Here is a 23,855-nt window from a genome sequence, read left to right as displayed (position 1 = left end):
GGTTGGCTTTACGCGGTGCGGGACGACAGCCACAATCAGTGCAAACGGGATCGAACACATGGCTTACACCAGCTTCAATCTGACGACCGACGGACCAGTAGCGCGCATCACGCTGAACCGTCCCGGCAAGCGCAACACCATGACCCCGGCCATCTGGGCGGAACTGCCGGATGCAGTCGGCGAGCTTTCCGACGCCGGGGAAACACGGGTGCTGATCCTCGACGCGGAGGGCCCGGTCTTCACTGCCGGGATGGATATTTCAGTGTTCACCGATCCGAACGCGCTCGGAACTGGCGATGCGGCAATGCGTGAAGCCTTCCTGAGCGCCGCTACGGCGTTGCAGGACAGTTTCACCGCATTCGAACGCGCGCGCTTCCCGGTCATCGCCGCGATCCAGGGGCCCTGCATCGGCGGCGGTGTCGACATGATCTGTGCCTGCGACATGCGCTTCGGTACGGCAGAGGCCTGGCTCCGAATCGAGGAAACCAATATCGGCATGTTTGCCGATGTGGGCACGCTGCAGCGTCTACCGAAGCTGATCCCCGAAGGTATCGCACGTGAACTCGCCTATACCGGCGAGGCATTGGGCGCCGACCGTGCCGCCGCGATCGGCCTCTACAATGCCGTTCTGGAAGATGCAGACGCCCTGAAGGACCATGTCGACGCAATTGCCAGGAAAATTGCTGCCAAGGCGCCGCTCGCCATATCCGGGACCAAGCGCTCTTTCCTCTATGCCCGCGACCACGCCGTCGATGACAGCCTGGCGCACGCCATGACGTTGCAGGCGGCGTTGTGGTCGACCGACGATATCATGGAGGCCATCACTGCACGCGGCGAGAAGCGCGAGGGAAATTTCCAGCCACTGGCGCCGGTGCGCCGGATGGGACGCAAATCGTGATTACCGGATCCTGTCATTGCGGCGATGTGCGCTGGAAGGCCGAGACCTGGCCTGACTGGCTGACCGTCTGCAATTGCACCTATTGCCGCAAGGCGGGCGCGAGATGGGGCGAGGTTGATCCCGCAACCACCCAGCTTGCCGCACGAACGCCGCAATACGACTATGTCTTTGGCGACAAGACACTGACCATTCATCGCTGCGCCATTTGCGGCATCACAACCCATTGGACCAGTCGTGAGCCGGCAAACCCGAAACGCATGAAGATCAACTTCACCACTGCCCGCGACGCCGTTCCCGACAACGTCCGCGTGCGCCATTTCGACGGTGCAGACAGCTGGGAATATCTGGATTAAGACAACTGCATGCCGCTGTCCTTCTCTCTTCCCGGCTTCTTCAGTGATATCGGCAAGGTCGCCCTGAAGGCGGTCGAACACGAGGTCGAGTGGTTCTGCCTCCCGGCCGGCAATCTGCTCTATGCAGAAGGCGAACCGAGCGACGCGCTCTACCTGTTGCGATCCGGTGCCCTCGCCGCTTTCCGCGACGGCGCCATGGGACGTCCCAACCTGCTGGGATACATCCGCGCCGGCGAGCCCGTCGGTGAAATGTCGATGCTCGAGGAGCGTCCGCACTCTGCCAGCGTCTATGCCATGCGCGACAGCGAGGTCGTGCGCCTGCCCACCGCTTCCTTTGAGCGGCTGGCGGAAAAACACCCCTCGCTGATGCGCGAACTGTCCAAGATGATGCTGCAGAGGTTGCGTTCAGGACCCCAGCGTCAGGGCTCGGAACCAAAAGTGTTCGCGCTGGTCTCCTGTTCGCCAACTATCGACATCGATTTTCGGGGCCATGAATTGCAGCGCGCACTGGCGCGCATCGGCGTCTCCGCGGCGGTGGTCGGCGAGGAAGGTGCAAACTGGCCTGGACCGCGACTCGACGAATACGAGAAAGATCACCAGGTCGTTTTGCTGATTGCGCGGTTGGGAGATCACAACTGGGCGCGGCGCGCCATGGGCCGCGCCGACCGGGTCTGGCTGTTGGCACGCGGCGACGCGCGGCCCTCGACGCCCCTCTTGCCGGCGGATCCGACACCGGCAACGCGCCTCAAACTCCTTGATGTCGTCCTGGTGCACGATGGCGGCGACCGTCGCGCTTCGCGGCCACGCGAATGGGCGCAGGCCGCCGAAGCCGCGCGGGTCTTTCACTGGCGCCAGGAACGGCCGGACGATCTGTCGCGACTGGCCCGGACGCTGGCGGGGCGCTCCGTAGGCCTCGTCCTCTCAGGGGGCGGCGCTCGTGCCTATGCTCACATCGGTGCCATCGACGCCTTTCGCCAGGCGGGCATGGAATTCGATTTCATCGGCGGCGCTTCAATGGGCGCCATCATCGCCGCCGGAATCGCGCTGGAATGGACCCAGGAAGAGCTGATCGAGCGGGTCCGCGAAGCCTTTGTGGAATCCAACCCGCTCGGCGATTGGCGGTTGCCGGTCGTGTCCCTGGCGCGCGGCCACCGCGTCGATGAACGCCTGGAAAAGCATTTTGGCGATGTCGATATTGCCGATCTCGCCCGCCCGTTTTTCTGCGTGTCGTCCAACCTTTCAAATGGCCGTCCCTTCATTCACCGAAGCGGAAAGCTTCGCGACGCGCTCCGCGCCTCCATCGCCATCCCCGGCATCCTGCCGCCGGTCGTCAATGGCGACCGTGTTCTGGTCGACGGGGCAGTTTTCACCAATTTCCCGTCGGAACAGATGAGGGCATTCCACCGTGGCGTCAGCGCGGGGGTCGACGTGACCCGTGCACAGGGCGTCAATCCGGAGGATTTTACCAATGCGCCCAACTTTTTCGGTTGGGTAAGACGCAACGGGTTCAACGAGTTGCCGCCCATCGCTTCGCTGTTGATGCGGTCGGCGACCGCCGGCGTCATGGTCGGCAAGCACCAAGCCTACCGGGAAGCAGTCGATCTCCTCGTCCTGCCCGATACCGATACCGACCTGCGGCAGTGGAAACGGTTCGAGGAAACCATCGATTCCGGCCGCCGCGCGGCCGAGTTTGCGATCTCGGAGCTCAGTCGCGACGAGGCCAGTTTGTTTGGGCTGCGATAACGGCTAGCGATACTCCGGGTTGGGATGGTCGAACCGTTCGCCATTGTCCCAATCGCGCCGTGAATTGCCGTGCGCTGGCAATCCACCGGACGATTTCAGCATCCGCGCCATGTGCAACAGATTCCAGGTCATGAAGGTCGTGTTGCGCTGGGTGAAACTGTTGTCCGGCCCGCCCGACCCGTCATCCAGATAGGAGGGGCCCGGCCCGGCTTCGCCGATCCATCCGCAATCGGCCTGCGGCGGAATCGTGTACCCGATATGCTGCAGCGCATAGAGCACACTCATCGAGACGTGCTTGATACCGTCCTCATTGCCGGTCACCACGCACCCGCCCGTTTTCCCGTAGAAAACATACTGGCCCTTGTCATTCATTTCGCCGGACATGGCATAGAGACGCTCGATCAGTATCCGACAGACCGAGCTTTCCTCACCGAGCCAGATCGGCGTGCCGACGACAAGGATGTCGGCGGCCTCGACTTGTTTCCAGAGATCGGGCCAAACATCCTTTTCCCAGCCATGTTCGGTCATGTCCGGATAGATGCCGATGGCCACATCATGGTCGACAAGGCGGGTCTGCTCGACGTTCACCCCCTGTTTCTCCATGATCTGGCGGGAGACTTTCATCAGCCCGTCCGTATGTGACTGATCGGGCGATCGCTTCAGCGTGCAATTCACGAACAACGCCTTGAGATCCGAGAAATCGGCCATGTGTTCCTATCCTTCCGGCTTGCGGTCCTAGGCTTCAAGATCCTTGATCTCCATGCCGAGGAAATAACTGATGGCGGTCCACACAACGACGAGACCGCCGAGGATATAGAGATCCTCGAGCTCGCGGGTCGCCACCGAATGAAAGATATCGGAGACGACCATGAACTCGATGGCCGCCAGGATGTAACCACCCAGCTCGATCCGTTTGGGCCGCATCTGGTGAGCGCAATCGAGCCCGCGCAGCCGCCGGATCTCTATGATCAGGATGTGCCCGCAGAATTTCACGGCGCCGATCAGCGCGATGATCACACCGATCAGGTCGACGCCCATCGCCGCTCATTCGAGCAGCTGGAAGATGAGGCTTCCCTCAGGCATTGGTCATCCTGCCCTGCCCTCGCGCCGGTCTAGTGCATCGCGCCGCCATCACAGCTGACATAGTCCTCGACGCGATCGAGCTCGCGATTGTCCCAGCGCAACACGCCTTCCTGCGGCGACGAAAAATAAAAGGTGTATTCGTAGGCGCCTTCCGTACCGTCGCACATTCCGTCGATCTCATAGATCCCGTCGACCTCGGTCACGCCAGCGATTGAGCACGCATCCATGCCCATGATGACATCATAGCGCGAGATCAGGATCACCCCGTCGCCGCTCTCATTGTCTTCGCTGCAGGTTTCGTACTGGACGCCCCAGCGGCCGTCGATCGACCTCGCCTCCACGAGTTCGTCAAACGCCTCTTCATCCTCTGGGCCGCCTTCGGAATCGTCGATATAGCCGGTCTCGTACTCACCATTGACGGCTTCGACATCGTCGACACTGTCCTGTTCCGTTTCCTGCGCGCAAGCCGCGACCAGCAAGGCTGCGCCCATCAAGTAAATCCGTTTCATGCTGTTCCCCTAATCGCTATTGGCGGCGTCCGGACCTTCAATCTGCTGCCAGAGTTCTATTTTCACGCCGTCGCAATCGAGGAACCAGGCAAATTTGCCATAACCCTCATCGACTTCGCCGAGGATTTCGATCCCTTTGTCGCGCAGCTGAGCGACCATGCCGTCGATATCATCGACGCGCAGATTGATCATGAATTCCTTGGAGCTGGGCTGGAAATACTCGTTCGACGTGAACGGGCCGACCAGGCTGTAGGGATCCTCGCCGGCTTCTTCCGACCATTTCAGGATCGGACCGTATTCCCCGCCAATTCCGAGATATTCCTGGTACCAAGCGCGGGTCGCTGCCGGGTCCTTCACCACGTGGAAGATTCCGCCGAGACCGGTGATCTTTGCCATTCAGACCTCTCCTGACACATTCAAGTTAGCAGGTGGAGATCAGAGAAAAAGGAAAAACTAGGCGCTTTCCTCGAACAGCTCGCGACCGATCAGCCAGCGGCGGATTTCGCTTGTACCCGCGCCGATCTCGTAGAGTTTCGCATCGCGGAGCAAGCGTCCCGTGGGATATTCGTTGATATAGCCATTGCCGCCGAGCAGCTGGATCGCATCGAGCGCCGTCTGTGTCGCGGCTTCTGCCGAGAACAGGATTGCGCCGGCGGCGTCCTTGCGCGCTTTCTCCCCGCGATCGCAGATCTTGGCGACTTCATAGGTATAGGCGCGGGCCGCATTCATCCGGACATACATGTCCGCGAGCTTGCCCTGTACCAGCTGGAAGGAGCCGATCTCGCGATCGAATTGCTTGCGCTCGTGCACATAGGGCAGAACCGTGTCCATGCAGGCCTGCATGATGCCCAGCGGGCCCGCTGCCAGAACCGCGCGTTCGTAGTCCAGCCCGCTCATCAGAACCGTCACCCCGCCATTAAGCGGTCCCATGATGTTTTCTTCGGGAACTTCGCAATCCTCGAACACGAGCTCACCGGTTTCCGAGCCCCGCATTCCCAGCTTGTCGAGTTTCTGCGCAACCGAGAAACCCTTCATGTCCTTTTCGATAAGGAAAGCCGTGATCCCACGCGATCCCGCTTCTGGCTCTGTCTTGGCGTAGACCACGAGCACGTCCGCAGACGGGGCATTGGTGATCCACATCTTGGATCCGTTGAGAACGTAGTGATCGCCCTTTTTCTCGGCTTTGAGGCGCATCGAGACAACGTCCGAACCTGCACCGGGCTCCGACATCGCCAGCGCGCCGACATGCTCGCCGGAAATCAGCTTTGGCAGGTAGCGCGCCTTCTGCTCGTCATTCGCCCAGCGCCGTACCTGGTTCACGCAGAGATTGGAGTGCGCGCCGTAGGACAGACCGACCGAGCCGGAGGCGCGGGAGATCTCTTCCATTGCAATACAATGCTCGACATAACCCAGGCCCGTACCGCCCCACTCTTCCTCAACCGTGATTCCGAGCAGGCCCAGCGCACCCATTTTCTCCCAGAGGTCGGCGGGAAATGTGTCGGTGGCATCTATTTCGGCCGCGCGCGGTGCCAGTTCGTCGGACGCAAAGCTGCGGACGGAATCGCGAATCATTTCGGCCGTGTCGCCAAGGTCAAAATTCATGGAAGGATATTGGTTCGGGATCATGAGCCGGGATTTGGCGCAAACCCCGGGTCAGGTCAAGCAGACGGCAGGTGCTATTTCCGTCTTCCGCCGAACAACCAGATCGCAGCCCCGGCTGCAAAGATGAACCCGACAACAAGCGCCGCGACGCCATAGAACAGGCTGGGTTGTTCCCCGCCAGAGCCGGCGCGCATCGACAGATCCCAAATTCCGCCGGCGAGCAGGACAAGGCCCAGAACCAGCAGTATGATCTCGCCGAGATGGCCGCCATTCCGACCCGGGGCCGGGCGGGAATCCCCATTCGACCAGCCATTACCGGTCGAGGCCTCGTCGGACTCGGAGAACTCCGGATCAATCTCCGACGGATCCGGAAGATCTTCGCTTTCTTCGGCACTTTCATCGCGCGGCTCGGAAGCATCGCGCGTACCGGCAACCTCGCCGGCTTCGCCGCCAGCATTGACCGCGGCAAAGCCGACAATCGGCGGCAATTCCGAGGCTTGTTTGTCTTCTGTGGCCGTATTGGCGTGACTGTCGAAATCGCGCGATTGCGTGTAGGCAAAGCCCAGCGGCCCGCTGAACTCGGCGTCCGCTTCCGCGTCACCAACGGTGGCGGCGTCAGGCGCCGCTTCGGCGTCAGCCACATTGTCGGCCGGCCGCGAGAGCTGGGCCCGCATGCGCATGATCACCCGCTCGGCGAGTGCAGATCGCGATGGCGTGACATCGCGGGGAAGCGCGGTGGTCGCCGGTTCGGCTTTTGCGTCGTCGTCCGATGCCGCATCCGGCGCGACCGGCTCTTCTTCCGGAACATCGGCGGCTTCCGCGACCTCGGATTCCTGTTCTGGTTCAGCTTCGGTATCGGCTGACTGGCTTGGCGCGTTGGCGGCGACAGCCACGTCGTCATTCGGATGATCGAATTCGATGACCAGTTCGACGGGGGCGCGGCTCGCCTCTTCCGGCAGGTCTTTCAGGAACAGGTCGCGTTCGGCCTTGTGGCGCGCGGACTCGCCGCCATCCCATGCAGCAATGGCATCTGCGGCATCCAGCCAGCGCTTCTTTCGGATGAGCCGGACCACCGCACTGCTCCGGAAAGCAGTCAGCCCGATACCCAGCGCGAACGAGACAAGCGCATCGCGCTGTGGCGCGCCGATTTCCCCGCCAATCGATTCATCAATGGCCTGTTCGGCCCGCAACACGTCGTAGACCAGCAGGAGCTCGGCTTCTTCCTGCGACACGCTGACCCCGGCCTTGGCAGCAGCACGGTGACCGTGGCCGACAATCCAGTTGCCATCGCTTTCCTGGCGCGCATGCGCAAGAAAGGGCTCATGGCATTTTATCAGCTCGCGGGCGGCGGGCGTGGACTTCAAACGCGGCTTCATCACTGTTCCATTTCAAGACGGTCCACAGACTAGCTGACAGACCCTCTGCAAATGTGACGCCGAAACGTTCGACCTAGTCCGGCGTAAAGATTTCCGTTGCGCCAATCGCCGTGAACGGTGCGAAAAATCCGCCACCGGCGCCGCCACCGATGATCATCAGCTCGCTGTTCAGGCTGACAGCGGCAGCGTCGGTGCGGGGCGTACGCAGGGCCGTTTCCTCGACCCACACGCCTCGGTCCGCATCCAGCCGCAGATGGCTGTCGAGCGTCGAGGTCAGCCCCTCGCTCCGGCCGCCCAGCACGTGGATCTGCCCGTCCAGAACCGCCGCGGCGTGGCCCGCCCTGGGCTCGGGCAAGGCAGGACCGATCGTCCAGTTGCCGGTTGCCGGGTCGAAAATGTCGACGCGTCCCGTCGTGGTGCCGTCATCGACGCCGCCAATCATGTATATCCGCCCGTCATGGACGACGGCCGCAGCGCCGCGCCGGGCCACCTCGTCCGGGGCTGGGAGCATATCCCAAAGCCGGCTCCCGGGATCGAAGACGAAAACGCCACCCAGCCCGTCCTCGCCGCCAACCGCGTACAAGCGGCCATTCAGGGCGAGCAGCTGGAATGAGGCTTTCGGTCCCGGCATCGCGGTTTCGCGCAGCCATTCCCCGTCTGCCGGGTTCATCGACCACATTTCATTGCTGGGCCCGAGCGGATCAAGATCGAGCCGCACGAAGTCGGATGACTGTTGAAACTCGTTGGTGCGACTTTCATTCCCATTGCCCGCCGCGTAGCCGCCGGCGGCATAGAGGCGGCCATTCAATGCGGCAAAGCCGAACCGTTCCAGCCCGCGCGGCAGGGAACGAATTTCCCGCCAACGCATCGTCGAGGGGTCAAAAACGTCGACATTGCTGTTGGGTTCGGTCAGCCCGGACCCGCCTGCGGCATAAACGCGGCCGTTCAGTTCGACGGCCGCCAGCCCGGCGCGCGGCTCCGGTAGTTCGGCTGAAGGCCGCCAGAATCCGTCGGCATAGGCGGAAGCTGCGGTCACTGCGCTGAGGACCAGAACACTGATGGCACACCTGATCATCAAAAAACTCCTGCTATCGCCCCGCCACACACTCTTGGACCGGATTTATAGCAGGATGATGGCAGCCAATCCGAGAAACGCAAAGAAGCCGATCACATCGGTAACAGTTGTCACGAACACCGACGACGACACGGCCGGGTCGGCGCCAAACCGGCGCAATGCCAGCGGCACCGCAATGCCGGCCAGCCCGGCGAAGGCGAGATTGATCACCATCGCCAGTGCGATCACGCCGGCCAGTAACCAGTTCTGGAACCAGACCGCGGCGACCAGTCCCATCACGACGGCGAAAATCAGCCCGTTGACCAGACCGGTAACGACTTCACGGATGATGACCCGCCGCGCATTTGCCGATGTCAGGTCGCGCGAGGCGATGGCGCGCACTGCCACGGCCAGCGACTGGGTGCCGGCATTGCCGCCCATCGACGCCACAATCGGCATCAACACGGCGAGCGCGACCACGGCGGCGAGCACATCCTCGAACAGTGCGATTACGCCGGATGCAAGGATGGCTGTTGCCAGGTTCACCAGGAGCCAAGGCGCGCGCGAGCGCACCGAGTCGACGACCCCGTCGGACAGGCCGGCATCGTTGACGCCGGCCAGCGCCAGAAGGTCTTCCTTGTTCTCTTCCTGGATGACGTCGACCATGTCGTCGATGGTCAGCATACCGGTCAGCCGGCCGCCCTCATCGACCACTGGTGCCGAGAAAAGGTGGTATTTCTCGAACAGATAGGCGGCTTCTTCCTGGTCGACATCGGGCGCGATGGTCACCCGCAGCTCGCCCATAAGATCCGCCAGCCGGGTCTCCCGCTTCGAGCGCATCAGCTGGCTCACCGGCACGGCGCCTTTCGGCGCGAAGGCCGCATCCACGACATAAATGTCGAAGAACACGTCCGGCAATTCCTCACCCGCAGCCCGCATATGATCAATGGCATCGCCGACCGTCCAGTGCTCCGGGGCCGCGACGAAATCGCGCTGCATCAGCCGGCCGGCCGTGTCTTCCTCATGCAGGAACTGGGATTCCAGCAGTGTGCGATCTTCCGCCGGGACTTCCGACAGCACGGCCTCGCGGTCCTCGTCGTCGAGCTCTTCGAGCACCAGCGCAGCATCGTCGGAGTCGAGATCCTTGATCGCCTCCGCCAATTGTTGCGGTTCGAGGATCTCGGTGATGTCGTCGCGCAAATCCCATTGCAGCTCGGACAACAGCTCCCCGGAAAAGGCTTCCGGCGCCAGCCGGGCCGCGTGACGCACCTGTTCGGTGGTCAGCTGTTCGAGAATATCGGCGGCATCGGCCGGGTGCAGGTCAGCCAGCAGGGCAGCAATGGCGGCCCCGTCGCGATCGTCGATCGCATCGGACAATCGCGCCACGACCGTGACGTCGGTCTCCGCCGCGCCGTGGATGTCATCGTGTTCGAGTTCGGGAGCAGCGTCGGTCATGGCGGTTCTCTTTGGTTTTCCAGACTCATCTCAAATGCCATGGCGCTTGGCTATCGCTGTTTCGCGAAATCGGCTAAAATTCCGCACAGGTTCCGCTTGCCGCCAGGCCGGACCCCTCTCCCTGCGGAAGCGGAACCGGGGAGAGATCAGAATGAAAACCCAACTTCTTTGGACGGGTGTCGCGGCCGCATGGTGCCTCTTCAGCTTCGCGGACGCCCATGCCCAGTCACCACAGACCCGCCCCGCGCGAGACGAATGCTGCGCAACCACCCTGCCCGACGGGCCAGCGGAAAACCGGCCACGGGCGCGCGGTCAGACGCCGCCTCGGCAATCACCGACGCGGCCACCCCGGAATGGCCTGCCGCAACGCGAGCCAGGCCTCAACGGACAGATGCAGACATCTCACGGCGTATGCCCGGATCCCACGCTGTTTGGTGTACGGATCGGCGTGTTCGAAATAACCCAGCGCGAGGCCCAGCAGATGATGGTCTCCAACCTGTCGGACTTTGAATTGGGCTCGGTGAACCAACCCAGCAATAATCAGTCATTCGTATACGCCCAGATCCAGGCTGGTGCCGGAAGCGCGCTTTGTTACTATTCAATCGAAGACACCGATCTTCGCTTCAATCTCGTTTCGCATGGCTCCAATTGTCTACCTGACGCAAATAATGTCTGGAGCTCGGTCGAAGGCGGCGCGCTGAGATGCACCGAAAGCCGCACGGCCTGCCGCTTCGAATGCGAATAGGTTCAGGCCGATACGGTCACTTTTGAGGCGCTTGCGCGCGCCCGCTCCCGCGCTTCGTCAACCGTGTCGCCGTGCGCGACCGCCACGCCCATACGCCGACGCTCATAGGATATCGGCTTGCCAAACAGGCGCAGCTGGCTTCCCGGCACTTTTAGCGCCGCGTCGACGCCACTGAACGTCACACCTTTTGCGTCGACACTGCCATAAATGACGGCACTCGCACCCGGTCGCAGCAACGCCGTATCGACCGGCAGGCCGAGAATGGCGCGCGCATGCAGGGCAAACTCGCTCTGCTCCTGCGTGCTCAGCGTTACCAGCCCGGTATCATGCGGCCGCGGGCTGACTTCGGAAAACCAGACTTCGTCGCCCTTCACGAATAACTCGACGCCGAACAGGCCGCGTCCGCCCAGCGCCTCGGTCACCTTGCGGGCCATGTCCTGCGCGGTGGAAAGCGCCGTTTCGCTCATCGGCTGTGGCTGCCAGCTCTCGACATAATCGCCGCTCTCCTGGTGGTGCCCGATCGGCGCGCAGAAATCTGTTCCGCCGGCATGGCGAACGGTCAACAGCGTGATCTCGTAGTTGAAGTCGACAGCGCCCTCGACAATCACCCGGACCTGGTTGGTGCGGCCCGCTTCCAGTGCATGATCCCAGGCCGCTGCTATGTCGTCTGCGGATTTGACGAAACTCTGCCCCTTGCCGGAAGACGACATGACGGGCTTTACGAAGACCGGATAACCGATGCGGTCAGCCTCCGCTGCCAGCGTCTCGCCATCGCTGGCAAACGCATAAGCGCTGGTCGGCAGGCCGAGCTCCTCGGCCGCCAGACGGCGGATACCCTCGCGATTCATGGTCAGCTGCGTGGCACGCGCCGTCGGTATGACGGTCGCCAGCCCGTCGGCCTCGATGCGGCCCAGCTCGTCGGTCGCGATCGCCTCGATTTCCGGCACGATGAGGTCCGGCTGTTCCGCTTCGACGACTTTCCGGACCGCGAGCCCGTCGGTCATGTCGAGCACATGTGCACGATGCGCAACCTGCATGCCCGGTGCGTTCTCGTAACGGTCGCAGGCAATCACCTCGACACCCAGCCGCTGCAATTCGATCACGACTTCCTTGCCGAGCTCTCCAGCCCCGAGAAACAGGACCTTTGTGGCCGAGGGAGAGAGCGGTGTGCCGAGCGTCGTCATGAGCGCCATTTCCTGTCTGTATGCCAGCCAAGCCCTTGACCGGATTGATAAATATCAACGTCCCTACCGCAATCTGCCAAATTTCGCTATTCTGGCGAAGGGTGGAGGACAAATTCGCCTGACAGGAACGCCGGGCGACTTGATCAGGGGAGAAAACCATGGACCGCAGAAAATTTCTATGTGGCACTGCCGCCAGCCTGGCGGCAGCGTCATACATGCCGCTTTGGGCGCAGGACGCCGTCCGCAGCCCACCGCGCCAGCTGCTGACCTCCGTACAAGGACCTTACCTGCTGGCAATGCAAAGTGGTCTAGGCAGCACGATTTCCGAAGCAGCATCAGCAGACCCGGCACGCGCTCGCGAAATGATCGAACGTGCTATCCAGACGGTCGAGGGCGGTGAAGACATGCTCCGCCAGCGCGTCGCGGCGCGTGACAACGCCGATGATCCCGAATGGGTCCGCGAGAGAGCGGCGACGCTGTTCGAGGATCCACGCGCGCAACGCGGGTTTCAACGCTGGTTCCCGGCACACGCCAGCCGGCAGCGCGATCGTGCGCTGACCGAGGTCCTGGTTCACGGCGGAAACGACTTTGCCCTGGTCACGATCTGGGCTTATGCCGCCATTTCGATGGCGGCTGGGACGCCATGGCAAGACATTGTCGACACGCTTTCGCAAACAACCGGTGGACGCGTCGCTCTCACCCGTCATGCCCGCGTCGATTTTTCAAGAGAGGTTGTCGGTGTCGTCTCGGCAGTCGATGACGGTATCGCAATTCATTTCTCACCGGCGCGCGCAGGGCCGCGACGCCTGCAACATAACGAGAAAGTCTTGGCGCCCGCCGCGCTCGACAAACGGGGCTATGCCAACGGCGCGCACAAGGTATTGACGGGTGCCGCCGCCGGCGCGGCGCTCGGCACGCTGGCGACCGGTGGCGCGCCGGGGCCCGGCACAGTGGTCGGAGGTATCATTGGCGGCCTGATTGGTCTCGCAGCAGCTGTCGAAGACGACGGCGATGGCGATGAAGGCAGCAGCGACGGCGATGGCGACAGTGATGCCAGCAATGCCAGCGGTGGCGGAACAAGCGTCTGGGATGGCAATGGCGAATGCCCGCCGGCAGACCAGCCCTACGTGCTGTGTTGACGCATTGATCGAACCGCCCGGCCTGCAGGCCGGGCTGGCTCGAATATCATTGCCATTTCCTGACGATGATCAGGGATGGTGCGGCCGAGAAGACTCGAACTTCCACGGGTTTTACCCCACAGCGACCTCAACGCTGCGCGTCTACCAGTTCCGCCACGGCCGCATCCCTGGAAGGCGCGCGGGATAGCAGGCCCGAATGGAAAAGTGAAGCCGCCTTGTGCGGGAATATCAGGCCGCCTTGGGCACGAAGTCATTGACGTCCGCCGGGCCCAGCACGGTGACGGTCACGCGATCCCCCTCGATCACGATCTCGCCGCGCGCGATCGGACGACCATTGGCGAGAATCCAGACCGGCTCTTCTTCCTTGCAGTGAAGCGGAATCACGGCACCGCGGCCCATGCGCAGAAACTGTGCAATCGGCATGGTGGACTGACCCAGCACCACCGACAATTCGACCTTCACCGACCCCAACTGACTCAAGGCTTTACTCCTGTCCGCGCTTGAAACATCCAAGCCCGCGCCCGATGTTGAGTCATGCGCCTTTCCGGCGGGTTAAGGACAACACAAAGATGAGCGAAATTCGCACCGAATGGGCAGTCTCAAGTGGGCAAGTCCCCTACCCGGCCGCCGTCGCCTTCATGGAGCAACGCGTCGCCGCCATTGCCGCCGGCGAAGCCGACGAGCTGGTCTGGATGCTGGAACACCCGCCGCTCTATACCGCCGGGACCAGCTCCAAGGGCGAAGACCTCAAGGATCCTGATCGCTTTCCGGTCTACGAAACGGGACGCGGCGGCGAATATACCTATCACGGGCCCGGCCAGCGCGTGGGCTATGTCATGCTCGACCTCACCCGGCGCGGCCGCGATGCGCGCAAATTCGTCCGTGGGCTTGAAGACTGGATCATCGGCGCATTGGCGGAATTCGGCGTTGTCGCAGACCGACGCTGCGAACGTGTCGGCGTCTGGGTCGACCGACCTGAAAAGGGCGAAGGGCATGAAGACAAGATCGCCGCGATCGGCGTACGCTTGCGCCGCTGGGTCTCCTTCCACGGCATCGCCTTCAATGTCGCGCCAGATCTGACCCATTTCGACGGCATTACGCCGTGCGGCATTGCCGATCCGCGCTATGGCGTGACCAGTCTTGCCGATCTCGGCATCGAAAAAAGCCTGGCCGAAACCGACCAGGCTTTCCTCAAATCGTTCGAAACGGTCTTTGGTCCGGTCGAGGCCGTGAAACCGCCCCGCCTGCCCTTAACGGCCTAGGCCTTCTCCTCCGGCGGATCGGCCGGCCTGTCGGCTTCACCCGCGTCCGCGGCCGGTTCCGCAGCCGGCGGTGCTGGCTGTGCAGGTGGTGCAGTAGCCGGAGTTGCCGCCGCCGTTGCCGAAGCGTCTGCCGTCGGTGCCGTGACCGTCCCTGGAGGCGGTCCGAACCGGTTGGCTGCCGGATCGCCGGACGTGATACCGACCCAGATCGTGTAGACAATCCAGATCAGGAAGCCGAGACCGCCGAAAAGCACCACGCCTCCGGAGGCACCGATAATCGCGGCAACATCGGGCTCTGCACCGTTATTGCTGGCCATGATGGCGGAAATCAGCGCGCCGCCGCTGATGGCCACCACAATGGCCCCCAGCACGAACTGGACCAGCCACACCAGCGCGTGAATCCAGGCGCTCTTGCCAGCATCGTGCAGGCGTTTTCCGTAAACGCAGAAACCGACATAGATCAGGCCCAGCCAGATGACGGCACCCAGTACCGGCAACCAGGTCAGAAACAGATTACTGCCGATTATGATCAGCAAGCCGATCCAGTATTCCTGCGGGCTGATGCGGCCGTTCGGGCTGAAAAGCACATGAGCGAGATTCATATCTGCGTCCCCCTGCAGACCTTAGTTGAGCGGATTGATCGACGCAGCGTCCTCGACGGGTTCGCCGTAGGCATTCGGCGCCGGATCCGATTTCACAAGCTGATTCACGACGAAAGCAGCGCCGAAATAGATGACACCGGCATTGATGACCCCCAGCGCAAACGAGCGAAGCCGGAAACCCATGCCCGATGGCGTTTCGCCGCGCATGGCCATCGCCATCACATCGCCAACGATCAGTGGCGTCAGCAGCATTCCGAGAATGATCCCCCCGACAAAAACGCCGGCGAGCACGGCAAGTGTCCAGATGGCCGGTTTGCCCGCATCATGAAATCGTTTCGCATACAGGCAGAACAGCGGGTAAAGGAGCGCCAATCCGATAATGCTGATGAACGGTATGACTAGCGCGAAAAGCTGAATCACGATCGCCAGCGCAAATACAACGACCGTCCCCTGCATCAGCGACGTCGGCCCGATCCGGCCGTCGAAGGTAATCAGTAGTTTCTGAAGTCTAGCGGTATCCATGGGCTTGGCCTCCCCTGCCAGCAATGAGGTTGCTAACCTGAAAGGGGAGACCCAAGCCTGTCAATCAATTATCAGGAGAAAATCTATTCGGCGGGTTGCGATTTCATCGACATGAACCACAGGCCGAACAGCCCGGTGACAATCCAGAATCCTGCAAAACCGCCCCACACGGCCGGGCGCACCATGTCCAGGGCCATCTCCGGACGTTCCTCGATCCAGGCTTGGAATTCGGCCTGGAAGCTCGGATCCTGGGCGACGGTCTGGAAATCGCGGCCGACGCTTTCGGCATATTCTCCCATCAACCCGAACGAGCCGATCATCAACAACACCAGGAAGCCGATGCCGCTGACCACGATGGCCAGAATCACCGGCAGGAGGAACAGCATGATGCCCTCGCCGGCGTCGCGCCGACGATTGATGAAAAGAAAGGAGACGAAGGCGATCATTGCCACCGAGAGCGCCATCGAGACATAGCCGAATGTCTCACCGGCTCCGTTCGGATCCAGCGTGAGACCGTAAAGCGTCTTCGCCGCGTCCAGCACGGCGAGCAGCAACAAGCCGACCAGGAAGGCCATGGGCGTGGCACGCGAAACCGGCGTGACGATCGCGAGTGGATTCATGATTGTGTTCCCCTGTCTCAAAATAATGTCCTGCGGCTGCTTAGGCAGCCTGTCCGCTCATGGGTAGCGGGACCTTGCGGCGATGTTTCCCGCTTACTCGAACTCGACCAGCAATTCGTCGGCCGAGACCGATTGTCCGGCTTCGACGGTGATGGTCTTGATGACGCCATCCATCTCGGCACGGATGACATTTTCCATTTTCATCGCTTCGACAACAAGCAAGGGCTCACCGGCCTTCACTTCCTGACCGGTTTCCGCTTCGAGCTTCACGACAAGTCCCGGCATCGGGCTGTTCACCTGTTTGGCCGAGGCGCCGATATCCTTGACCGGCAACAGAGCATGCAGTTCCGCCGAGCGGTGGGTGGCAACAATGGCCGTGGTCGTGAACCCGCGATGGCGCAACCGGAAGCCTTCCGTCAGATTCTTGAATTCGACGGCGAAATGCTCACCGTCCATCATGCCTTCGAACACGTGTTCTCCCGGGTGCCAGGCGCTCTCGAACTCGGCGGCCTTGCCACTCAATTCGGGCATCCACACCTTGGCCGGCGTTCCACCACCGATCGCCTCGTCGGGCAAATCCATCTCGACGGCGATGCGCTCGCCATTCATCAAAACGTCCCATTCCTCGGCATGAACGCGCGGTGCCGGTGTCATCCGGCCGCTCGTGCGCGCCGCGCGGCGCGTGTAGACGGTGTGAATGAAGGCGGCGGTACTGGCGATCACCTTGGTCTGGAATTCGCTCGGCTCGGTGCCGGAAAACCCGTCCGGGAATTTTTCCGCAATATAGCCGGTGTGTATGTCACCGTTGCGGAAATCCTCTTCCTCGAGGCAGGCCGCCAGGAAGGGCGTGTTCGGTTGCAACCCCTCGACATGATAGCGGTCGAGCCCCTCGAGCAGCGTCTCGATGGCGATGTCACGGGTTTTGCCGTGGGCAACCACCTTGGCGATCATCGGATCGTAGAAGAGCGAGATCTCGTCGCCTTCCCGTACACCGGAATCGATGCGCAGGACGCCCTCGCCCAGCGGACCCTCGGCGGGTTCGGTATAGCATTTCAGACGGCCGATGGACGGCAGGAAGCCGCGATAGGGGTCTTCGGCATAGAGCCGTGCTTCCACTGCCCAGCCATTGATCTTTACATCGCGCTGGCGCAACGCCAGCGGCTCGCCCGCCGCAATCCGGATCATCTGCTCGACCAGATCGGTGCCATGCGTCAACTCGGTTACCGGGTGCTCGACCTGGAGCCGCGTATTCATTTCCAGGAAGTAGAAATTCTTGTCCTTGTCGACGATGAATTCGACCGTGCCGGCGCTGTCGTAATCGACCGCCTTGGCCAGGGCGACGGCCTGCGCACCCATGGCTTCGCGCGTCGCCTTGTCGAGGAAGGGCGATGGCGCCTCTTCCAGCACTTTCTGGTTTCGCCGCTGCACCGAGCATTCGCGCTCATTGAGGTGAATGACATGACCGTGACGGTCGCCGAGCACCTGGATCTCGATATGACGCGGCCGCTCGACGAATTTCTCTATGAAAATGCGCTCGTCACCGAAGGAGGACTTGGCCTCGTTGCGGGCGGACTGGAACCCTTCGCGCGCCTCGACGTCGGAATAGGCGATGCGCATCCCCTTGCCGCCACCGCCGGCAGATGCCTTGATCATCACCGGATAGCCGATCTCGCCGGAAATCCTGACCGCTTCCTCGGCATCTTCGATCAGCCCCATATGACCGGGCACCGTGTTGACGTCGGCCTCGGCCGCAAACTTTTTCGATGTGATCTTGTCGCCCATCGCCTCGATGGCATGGACGTTCGGCCCGATCCACTCGATCCCGGCCTCTTTCAGGGCGATGGGGAATTTCGGGTTTTCCGACAGGAATCCGAAACCGGGATGCACGGCTTCTGCCCCGGTTTGCTTCGCGGCGGCGATAATCTTGTCGATCAGGAGATAGCTCTCGCCCGGCGCCGGCGGTCCGATGAAGACCGCCTCGTCAGCCATGTCGACGGCTTTCGAGCCGGCATCCGCTTCGGAGTAGACGGCGACGGTCTGGATGCCCAGCCGCTGACAGGTCTTGATAACGCGAACCGCGATCTCGCCGCGATTGGCGATCAGAATCTTTTCGAACATGAAGGCCCTTTATCCTCGCCCCTTCGGAAGGCTTTTGCCCGGTTTACCGCGCTTGGTGCGGGCGGGGCAAGGACGCAGGCTAGTCCGCGCCGTCCCGCAACCGGTCCAGCCAGCCCATTTCCATGGATCGCATCCGCCCGATGACCGCCACGAGGAAGGCGGTCGACCAGCCGATCAGCAGAAATCCGTTGAGTCCCTCGAGCGCGCCCAGCAGCCGCCACTCGCTCTCGATCGCGAGATCGCCAAATCCGACCGTCGTAAAGGCCGAGGTGGAATAGTAGAGCGCGGCTTCGAAGGTCGGGAACACGCCGAGGGCATGGTAACTGACCCCGTAGATCATGATCTCGACACCGTGAATGACCACCAGGCCAAGCACGATCATCACGATAAAAACACCCTGTCGCAGCGGCGATTCGAACGGCCGGATGCGGCGCGAACGCGCTTGCAGAAAGCCCATAAGGGCGACAAGCCCGACCATGTGGATGGCGACAGTCAGCGTGATCAGCACCGAGGCGGCAAGAAGCGATTCCAGCATCACAAGCAGCTTAGACCGCTTCCCATATTTATCGATAGAGATAAGTTGGCGCGAAAATCAGGAAGTATTCATGACGCATCCCGTCCACAAATTCTCCTCACTCGCGCGCCCGGTCGAGCCGCAATACCCAACGAATCTGGCGGTACTAATCCTCTTGCCGCTAATCGCGATTAGCCTGTTCGTGTGGCTGGTCATGAACGATTCGGCGATGGTCGAGGCCGGCAAGACAGCTTTGCTGGGGATGCTGGCCGCCTTCCTCGCATGGGCGCTGGGACGCGAAATGGACCCGGATCACAATGCCACCGGCTTTATCGCCCTGGGACTGACCGTGCTGGCGGTCGGCCTCGGCTATTCGCTCGATTTGTTGAGCCTGGCCGCGCTCTTGTTCGCGGTGCGTGTGATCAATCGCACGGTGGGCCCGCCGGCCAGGCTCGGCGACCTGGTTACACTCGTCCTGTTGTGCCTCGGTGCCGCAATTGTTGACAATGCCTGGTGGATGCCACTCCTCGGCGCGCTGGCGCTGGCGATCGACGAGTATTTCGAACGCAGTTCCCTGCCCCAGCGCTTGGCCATCCCGGCACTGTTCGCGATCGGATTGATTACGCTCTTCTTGGGAGGCTATGCGGATTTTGCTGCGCTCGAGACACTGGTCCGCGGTTGGGTCGTCGCGGTGGTGGTAATCACTGTTCTGGTGGCTATCAATATCCCCAATACCGACGAGATCCATTCGAAAATGGATGCCCTTGACACGCCCTGCGATAGACGCCGCGTCCAGATTGGCATGGCAATGATTCTAATGGCCGGAGTTGCCAGCGTGCTGGGTGGTCAGGCCAGCCTGACAGGCGCGCTGGCGATATGGGCGGTGCTGGCGGCCAGCCTTGCTGGCCGCAATATCACACTGGAAAAATCCGCGGACGACTAGCGGACGGCCCAGGCCATCCCGTCGGGTTCGTCACCGGTCTCGATCCGGTCGATGACCGTTCGTGTCTCGATGTCGATCACTGTCACGAAGTCATCCTGCGTGTTGGCGATCAGCGCGCGCTCGCCATCGGGCGAGATCAGGATTCCGATCGGCACCGCGCCAACCTCGATTGACGCCTGCTGAGCGCGGCTTTCCGCATCGAACACGGCCACCGTGCCTGTTGAGGCATTCGAAACGTAGACTTCCGAACCATCCGGCGTGAATTTCGCGCGGATCGGAAATCCTCCGCCTGACGAAATGTTTGTCAGAACGGCATCGGTAGCAACATCGATGATGGAAATGCTGTCGGCGCCTCGATTGGTGACCCAGACCTCACGTCCGTCCGGCGACACGTCAATGCCTTCGGCTCCGGCCGCGGTCGGGACCGTGGTGACCGTATTGGCAATCCGATCGATCACTGTCACCGAGCCCGAGCCGATATTCGCGATATAGAGCTTCGTTCCATCCGGCGTCGGAACCAGCTGGTGGGAGACCTGCTGCCCGGTTTCCCAGACATTCATCACCGCGCCCGTCGCCGAGGACAATTCGATCACCGTGCCTGTGGTCTCGGTGGTCGCCCAGACCAGCGACCCGTCAGCAGAAACCCAGATACCATGCGGCCCGCGATTACCCTGCAAATCCCAGACTGCGGTTCGGGTCGCGTTTTCGAGATCGACAACCGAGATTGTCGTCCCCTGCGCGCCGCCATAATCGGACACATAGGCGGTCTCGCCATCCGGCGAGACATACACCTCGTGCGGATTGCCACCGACCCCGACATCGCCGGCGCGTTCGTAGGATGAAGCATCGAGGAGCGTGATCGAATCATCGCCCTTGTTGACGATGACAATCTGGTCATCGGCCAGGGCGCCTGTGGCACTCGCGATCGCGGCCAGGCCGGCATAGGTCAGTTTCATGGAAATACTCCCCGTCTGTGTTGCCAGAACAGGTGTGGTCGCGCCGCGTCGATTGCAAGGGACAGGAAAATTACGGTTTTGCGAGGCTGCCGAGTTCGCACTAGTCTGGCGCCCATGAACACGATGGCTTTGTCCGATGCCCTGACCCGCGAGGAATTGCGACATATATCGCAGCCGGCCGACTGGCGCGGCGGGCTCATGCTCGCAGGCGATTTCGCGCTGGTCATCGCAGCCTTTGCCTTGGCTATTCTTTCGCCCTGGTTCGCACCGATCTCGACCCTGGTCCTCGCCGGGCGCCAGCTCGCCTTCGCCATCGTCATGCACGATTGCGCGCACCGCTCGCTTTTCCGTACAGGTTGGCTAAACGAATTCGTCGGTAAATGGATCGGTGGCGCGGCCATCGACGCGCCCTTCCTCGCCTATCGCGATTATCATCTGAAGCACCACAAATATGCCGGCACCCCGGACGATCCCGACCATGTCCTGGTCGAGGGCTATCCGGTGACGAAGGACAGTTTGCGGCGAAAATTCATCCGCGATTTCACCGGCCAGACCTTCATCAAGGAACTCGCCTTTGCCTGGAAGGACGCGACTTTGGCGGGCAAGCTGCCCTTCCTGGTTTTCCAGGGGGTGTTGATCGCCGCCCTGGCGCTCGCGGGCGCGATCTGGGCGATCTCGCTGTGGTGGGCAGCACGCATCTTCATTTTCCCGGCAATCATGCGCCTGCGCAATATCGGCGAGCACGGCGTCGCGCTTGATCGCTACGATCCCGAGCCGCGGCGCAACACCCATACCACGAAGGCGAACTGGCTAGAGCGTCTGCTCGTGGCGCCCAACCATGTCCACTACCACCTCGAACATCACATGTTTGCCGCCGTTCCACCCTATCACCTGCCGCGCCTGCACCGGACCCTGGAAAGCCGCGGGTATTTCAATGGCTTCGATTGCGTGAGCCCGGGGTACCAGACGGTTGTTCGCAAGGCCGTAAGAAGCTGATAGCGGCAGAAGGGCACGGGAACTTCAGCTCAACGCGCGCGTTCGGTTTTCCAAACGGAGGAAAATGCATGCGCGCCATTCTCGCTATCGCCACCACTGTCATAGCGACGATTAGCCTTTCAGCCTGCGCCGAAAATGTGCCGGAAGCTGACGGCGTCATCGTCCTCGAAATCGAGCACTCCCTCGATCAGACGATTGATCGGATCGAGACCGAAGCCGCGAATCGCGGTGCGCGTATCGTCGCGCGCGTTGATCATGCCGCCAACGCCGCGACCACTGGTGTCGATATTGACGACGCCACGCTGGTGATTTTCGGTAATCCGGCATTGGGCACGCCGTTGATCGCCGAAAGCCGCACGGCTGGTCTCGATCTCCCCGTCCGCTTGCTCGTGTGGGAAGAAGATGGCGACGTCTGGCTCGCCTACACCGACCCCGCCGTGATTGCAGGCCGTCATGGCATCGACGCCAACAGCGAAGCCGTCAAGCAGATGAGCGAGGCCCTCAGCGGATTTGCAGAGGAGGTGACGGCAGACGGCGACTAGATTGCTGCCGCATTTCGTCAGTGGTCTGATGAGCCGGCCTCACGCGCCTATAACGGAATATTATCGTGCTTTTTCCAAGGGTTATCAGCCCTCTTGTTGGCCAGGGTCTTGAGCGCCTTGATCAGCCGTCGGCGCGTATTGCGCGGCTGAATGACGTCGTCGATATAGCCACGGCCCGCCGCGACAAACGGATTGGCAAATCGGTCCTCATACTCCTTGACGTGCTCGGCCATCGCTTCTTCATTCCCAAGATCGCCGCGGTGAATGATCTCCGCTGCGCCCTTGGCGCCCATCACCGCGATCTCCGCCGTCGGCCAGGCATAGTTCACATCGCCGCGTAAGTGCTTGGAACTCATCACGTCATAGGCACCGCCATAGGCCTTGCGGGTGATCACGGTGAGCTTCGGCACTGTCGCCTCGGCATAGGCAAACAGCAGTTTCGCGCCATGCTTGATGAGCCCGCCATACTCCTGCTTGGTGCCCGGCAAGAAGCCGGGCACGTCGACGAAAGTCACGATCGGGATGTTGAAGGCGTCGCAAAAGCGCACGAAGCGCGCGCCCTTGCGGCTGGCATCAATGTCCAGCACACCGGCCAGCGACATCGGCTGGTTGGCGACAAACCCGACCGGTTGCCCATCAAGCCGACCGAAGCCCACCACGATATTCTTGCCGAAATCCGGAGCGATCTCGAAGAAATCGCCCTCATCCGCCGTCTTTTCGATCAGCTCGACAATGTCATAGGGCTTGTTCGGATTGGGCGGGACCAGCGTGTCAAGACTAGGCTCCGACCGGTCCGGCCGATCATAGGTCGGCCGCGTCGGCGGTTTCTCGCGGTTCGACAGCGGCAGGAAATCGATCAGCCGGCGCATCTGCACCAGCGCTTCGAGGTCGTTGTTGAATGCCCCGTCAGCGACGCCGGACTTCTTGGCATGCACCGAAGCGCCGCCGAGATCCTCGTGGCTGACCTCCTCGTTCGTGACGGTCTTCACCACGTCCGGGCCGGTCACATACATGTACGAGGTGTCGCGCACCATGAAGATGAAATCGGTGATCGCCGGCGAATAGACATCACCACCCGCGCACGGCCCCATGATCACCGAGATCTGCGGAACGACGCCGGAGGCCAGCGTGTTCTGAAGAAAGATGTCAGCATAGCCGGCGAGTGAGGCCACGCCTTCCTGGATACGCGCACCGCCGGCATCGAAAATGCCGATTACCGGCGCCCCGTTCTGAATGGCTGCCTTCTGGACCTTCACGATCTTCTGCGCATGCGTTTCCGAAAGCGAGCCGCCAAACACGGTGAAATCCTTAGAGAACAGATAGACGAGGCGGCCATTGATTGTGCCGTGGCCGGTGACCACGCCATCGCCGGGTATCTTTTTGTCTGCCATGCCGAAATCGGAGCAGCGGTGCTCCACGAACATGTCCCATTCCTCGAACGAGCTCTCGTCGAGCAGGAGCTCGATCCGTTCGCGCGCCGACAGCTTGCCCTTGTCATGCTGTTTTTCGACACGCGCAGCACCGCCGCCCTGGCGCGCGCGTTCGCGCCGGTTTTCAAGCTCGTCCAGAATGTCCTGCATGAAGGTCCCTTTCGGCGTGTTCACGGTTTCGATCAGTTAGCACTGTCGCGGCAGCAAGG

General features: G+C 61.7%; 26 protein-coding genes and 1 tRNA gene. 9 read left to right on the top strand and 18 right to left on the bottom strand.

Annotated elements, in window-relative coordinates:
* Positions 1-58: 58 nt before the first annotated feature.
* From ACOOFN_RS12645 to ACOOFN_RS12635, 3 genes are read left to right on the top strand one after another with little or no spacing between them, the layout of a single operon-like run.
* Positions 59-898, top strand: coding sequence for an enoyl-CoA hydratase-related protein (locus tag ACOOFN_RS12645; protein ID WP_420432024.1), 840 nt, complete (start codon positions 59-61; stop codon positions 896-898).
* Positions 895-1,251 carry a GFA family protein gene (locus ACOOFN_RS12640; protein ID WP_420432022.1) on the top strand — a complete coding sequence of 119 codons (357 nt, stop codon included), beginning with the start codon at positions 895-897 and terminating at the stop codon, positions 1,249-1,251. The genes ACOOFN_RS12645 and ACOOFN_RS12640 overlap by 4 nt, the downstream gene beginning before the upstream one ends.
* A 9-nt stretch (positions 1,252-1,260) precedes the next feature.
* On the top strand, positions 1,261-2,994 hold the full coding sequence (locus ACOOFN_RS12635; RefSeq protein ID WP_420432020.1) for a patatin-like phospholipase family protein: 1,734 nt from the start codon (positions 1,261-1,263) through the stop codon (positions 2,992-2,994).
* A 3-nt stretch (positions 2,995-2,997) separates the two neighbouring features.
* On the opposite strand, the gene ACOOFN_RS12630 is transcribed toward ACOOFN_RS12635, so the two are convergent.
* From ACOOFN_RS12630 to mgtE, 8 genes are all read right to left on the bottom strand, one after another.
* Entirely contained in the window at positions 2,998-3,702 is a 705-nt protein-coding gene (locus tag ACOOFN_RS12630) for a flavodoxin family protein (RefSeq protein WP_420432018.1), read from the bottom strand.
* 27 nt (positions 3,703-3,729) lie between these two features.
* A complete protein-coding gene (locus ACOOFN_RS12625; protein ID WP_420432016.1) occupies positions 3,730-4,032 on the bottom strand; it encodes a DUF1622 domain-containing protein in 303 nt (100 codons plus the stop codon).
* A gap of 74 nt (positions 4,033-4,106) precedes the next feature.
* On the bottom strand, positions 4,107-4,586 hold the full coding sequence (locus ACOOFN_RS12620; RefSeq protein WP_420432014.1) for a hypothetical protein: 480 nt from the start codon (positions 4,584-4,586) through the stop codon (positions 4,107-4,109).
* Between the two features lie 9 nt (positions 4,587-4,595).
* A complete protein-coding gene (locus tag ACOOFN_RS12615; RefSeq protein ID WP_420432012.1) occupies positions 4,596-4,982 on the bottom strand; it encodes a VOC family protein in 387 nt (128 codons plus the stop codon).
* Positions 4,983-5,039: 57 nt separating this feature from the next.
* On the bottom strand, positions 5,040-6,212 hold the full coding sequence (locus tag ACOOFN_RS12610; RefSeq protein ID WP_420432010.1) for an isovaleryl-CoA dehydrogenase: 1,173 nt from the start codon (positions 6,210-6,212) through the stop codon (positions 5,040-5,042).
* Positions 6,213-6,262: 50 nt separating this feature from the next.
* The gene (locus ACOOFN_RS12605) at positions 6,263-7,564 is read right to left on the bottom strand and encodes a lysozyme (RefSeq protein ID WP_420432008.1); all 1,302 of its coding nucleotides are present in this window, start codon (positions 7,562-7,564) and stop codon (positions 6,263-6,265) included.
* Between the two features lie 73 nt (positions 7,565-7,637).
* Positions 7,638-8,639, bottom strand: coding sequence for a Kelch repeat-containing protein (locus ACOOFN_RS12600; protein WP_420432006.1), 1,002 nt, complete (start codon positions 8,637-8,639; stop codon positions 7,638-7,640).
* Between the two features lie 45 nt (positions 8,640-8,684).
* Positions 8,685-10,073 carry a magnesium transporter gene (gene mgtE / locus ACOOFN_RS12595; RefSeq protein WP_420432004.1) on the bottom strand — a complete coding sequence of 463 codons (1,389 nt, stop codon included), beginning with the start codon at positions 10,071-10,073 and terminating at the stop codon, positions 8,685-8,687.
* Between the two features lie 151 nt (positions 10,074-10,224).
* Between mgtE and ACOOFN_RS12590 the strand changes: the two genes are divergently transcribed.
* On the top strand, positions 10,225-10,818 hold the full coding sequence (locus ACOOFN_RS12590) for a hypothetical protein (protein ID WP_420432002.1): 594 nt from the start codon (positions 10,225-10,227) through the stop codon (positions 10,816-10,818).
* 2 nt (positions 10,819-10,820) lie between these two features.
* Here the strand turns inward: ACOOFN_RS12590 and purT are convergent, their stop codons facing one another.
* Positions 10,821-12,011 (bottom strand): formate-dependent phosphoribosylglycinamide formyltransferase, encoded by a 1,191-nt coding sequence (gene purT / locus ACOOFN_RS12585; protein ID WP_420432000.1) that lies wholly within the window; start codon positions 12,009-12,011, stop codon positions 10,821-10,823.
* Positions 12,012-12,364: 353 nt separating this feature from the next.
* Between purT and ACOOFN_RS12580 the strand changes: the two genes are divergently transcribed.
* Positions 12,365-13,141 carry a hypothetical protein gene (locus ACOOFN_RS12580; protein ID WP_420431998.1) on the top strand — a complete coding sequence of 259 codons (777 nt, stop codon included), beginning with the start codon at positions 12,365-12,367 and terminating at the stop codon, positions 13,139-13,141.
* 76 nt (positions 13,142-13,217) lie between these two features.
* Here the strand turns inward: ACOOFN_RS12580 and ACOOFN_RS12575 are convergent.
* A tRNA-Leu gene (locus ACOOFN_RS12575) sits at positions 13,218-13,304 on the bottom strand.
* Positions 13,305-13,369: 65 nt separating this feature from the next.
* Positions 13,370-13,621 (bottom strand): FliM/FliN family flagellar motor switch protein, encoded by a 252-nt coding sequence (locus ACOOFN_RS12570; RefSeq protein ID WP_420431996.1) that lies wholly within the window; start codon positions 13,619-13,621, stop codon positions 13,370-13,372.
* 89 nt (positions 13,622-13,710) lie between these two features.
* On the opposite strand from ACOOFN_RS12570, the gene lipB reads away from it, so the two are divergent.
* A complete protein-coding gene (gene lipB, locus ACOOFN_RS12565) occupies positions 13,711-14,403 on the top strand; it encodes a lipoyl(octanoyl) transferase LipB (RefSeq protein ID WP_420431994.1) in 693 nt (230 codons plus the stop codon).
* Here lipB and ACOOFN_RS12560 read toward each other — a convergent pair.
* The 5 genes from ACOOFN_RS12560 to ACOOFN_RS12540 form a co-directional block, all read right to left on the bottom strand.
* Positions 14,400-15,005, bottom strand: a complete 606-nt coding sequence (locus ACOOFN_RS12560) for a DUF805 domain-containing protein (RefSeq protein WP_420431992.1) — start codon at positions 15,003-15,005, stop codon at positions 14,400-14,402. The genes lipB and ACOOFN_RS12560 overlap by 4 nt on opposite strands.
* A gap of 21 nt (positions 15,006-15,026) precedes the next feature.
* A complete protein-coding gene (locus ACOOFN_RS12555; protein ID WP_420431990.1) occupies positions 15,027-15,527 on the bottom strand; it encodes a DUF805 domain-containing protein in 501 nt (166 codons plus the stop codon).
* 83 nt (positions 15,528-15,610) lie between these two features.
* Positions 15,611-16,147, bottom strand: a complete 537-nt coding sequence (locus ACOOFN_RS12550; RefSeq protein ID WP_420431988.1) for a hypothetical protein — start codon at positions 16,145-16,147, stop codon at positions 15,611-15,613.
* 93 nt (positions 16,148-16,240) lie between these two features.
* Positions 16,241-18,265: an acetyl-CoA carboxylase biotin carboxylase subunit gene (locus tag ACOOFN_RS12545; protein WP_420431986.1), complete on the bottom strand. Its 2,025-nt coding sequence runs from the start codon at positions 18,263-18,265 to the stop codon at positions 16,241-16,243.
* 79 nt (positions 18,266-18,344) lie between these two features.
* Positions 18,345-18,800 carry an ion channel gene (locus tag ACOOFN_RS12540; RefSeq protein WP_420431984.1) on the bottom strand — a complete coding sequence of 152 codons (456 nt, stop codon included), beginning with the start codon at positions 18,798-18,800 and terminating at the stop codon, positions 18,345-18,347.
* A 70-nt stretch (positions 18,801-18,870) separates the two neighbouring features.
* On the opposite strand from ACOOFN_RS12540, the gene ACOOFN_RS12535 reads away from it, so the two are divergent.
* The gene (locus ACOOFN_RS12535) at positions 18,871-19,722 is read left to right on the top strand and encodes a hypothetical protein (RefSeq protein WP_420431982.1); all 852 of its coding nucleotides are present in this window, start codon (positions 18,871-18,873) and stop codon (positions 19,720-19,722) included.
* Here ACOOFN_RS12535 and ACOOFN_RS12530 read toward each other — a convergent pair.
* The gene (locus ACOOFN_RS12530; RefSeq protein WP_420431980.1) at positions 19,719-20,678 is read right to left on the bottom strand and encodes a YncE family protein; all 960 of its coding nucleotides are present in this window, start codon (positions 20,676-20,678) and stop codon (positions 19,719-19,721) included. The genes ACOOFN_RS12535 and ACOOFN_RS12530 overlap by 4 nt on opposite strands.
* A gap of 114 nt (positions 20,679-20,792) precedes the next feature.
* Between ACOOFN_RS12530 and ACOOFN_RS12525 the strand changes: the two genes are divergently transcribed.
* Both ACOOFN_RS12525 and ACOOFN_RS12520 read left to right on the top strand, forming a co-directional pair.
* On the top strand, positions 20,793-21,674 hold the full coding sequence (locus tag ACOOFN_RS12525; protein WP_420431978.1) for a fatty acid desaturase family protein: 882 nt from the start codon (positions 20,793-20,795) through the stop codon (positions 21,672-21,674).
* Between the two features lie 68 nt (positions 21,675-21,742).
* Positions 21,743-22,216 (top strand): DUF302 domain-containing protein, encoded by a 474-nt coding sequence (locus tag ACOOFN_RS12520; protein ID WP_420431976.1) that lies wholly within the window; start codon positions 21,743-21,745, stop codon positions 22,214-22,216.
* Positions 22,217-22,263: 47 nt separating this feature from the next.
* Here the strand turns inward: ACOOFN_RS12520 and ACOOFN_RS12515 are convergent, their stop codons facing one another.
* Positions 22,264-23,796, bottom strand: coding sequence for an acyl-CoA carboxylase subunit beta (locus ACOOFN_RS12515; protein ID WP_420435071.1), 1,533 nt, complete (start codon positions 23,794-23,796; stop codon positions 22,264-22,266).
* Positions 23,797-23,855 lie beyond the last annotated feature (59 nt).

The organism is Hyphobacterium sp., assembly GCF_965217055.1.
GTDB lineage: Bacteria > Pseudomonadota > Alphaproteobacteria > Caulobacterales > Maricaulaceae > Hyphobacterium.
Note: the sequence above shows the minus strand (reverse complement) of the source record. Positions and strands in the feature narration are given on the sequence as shown.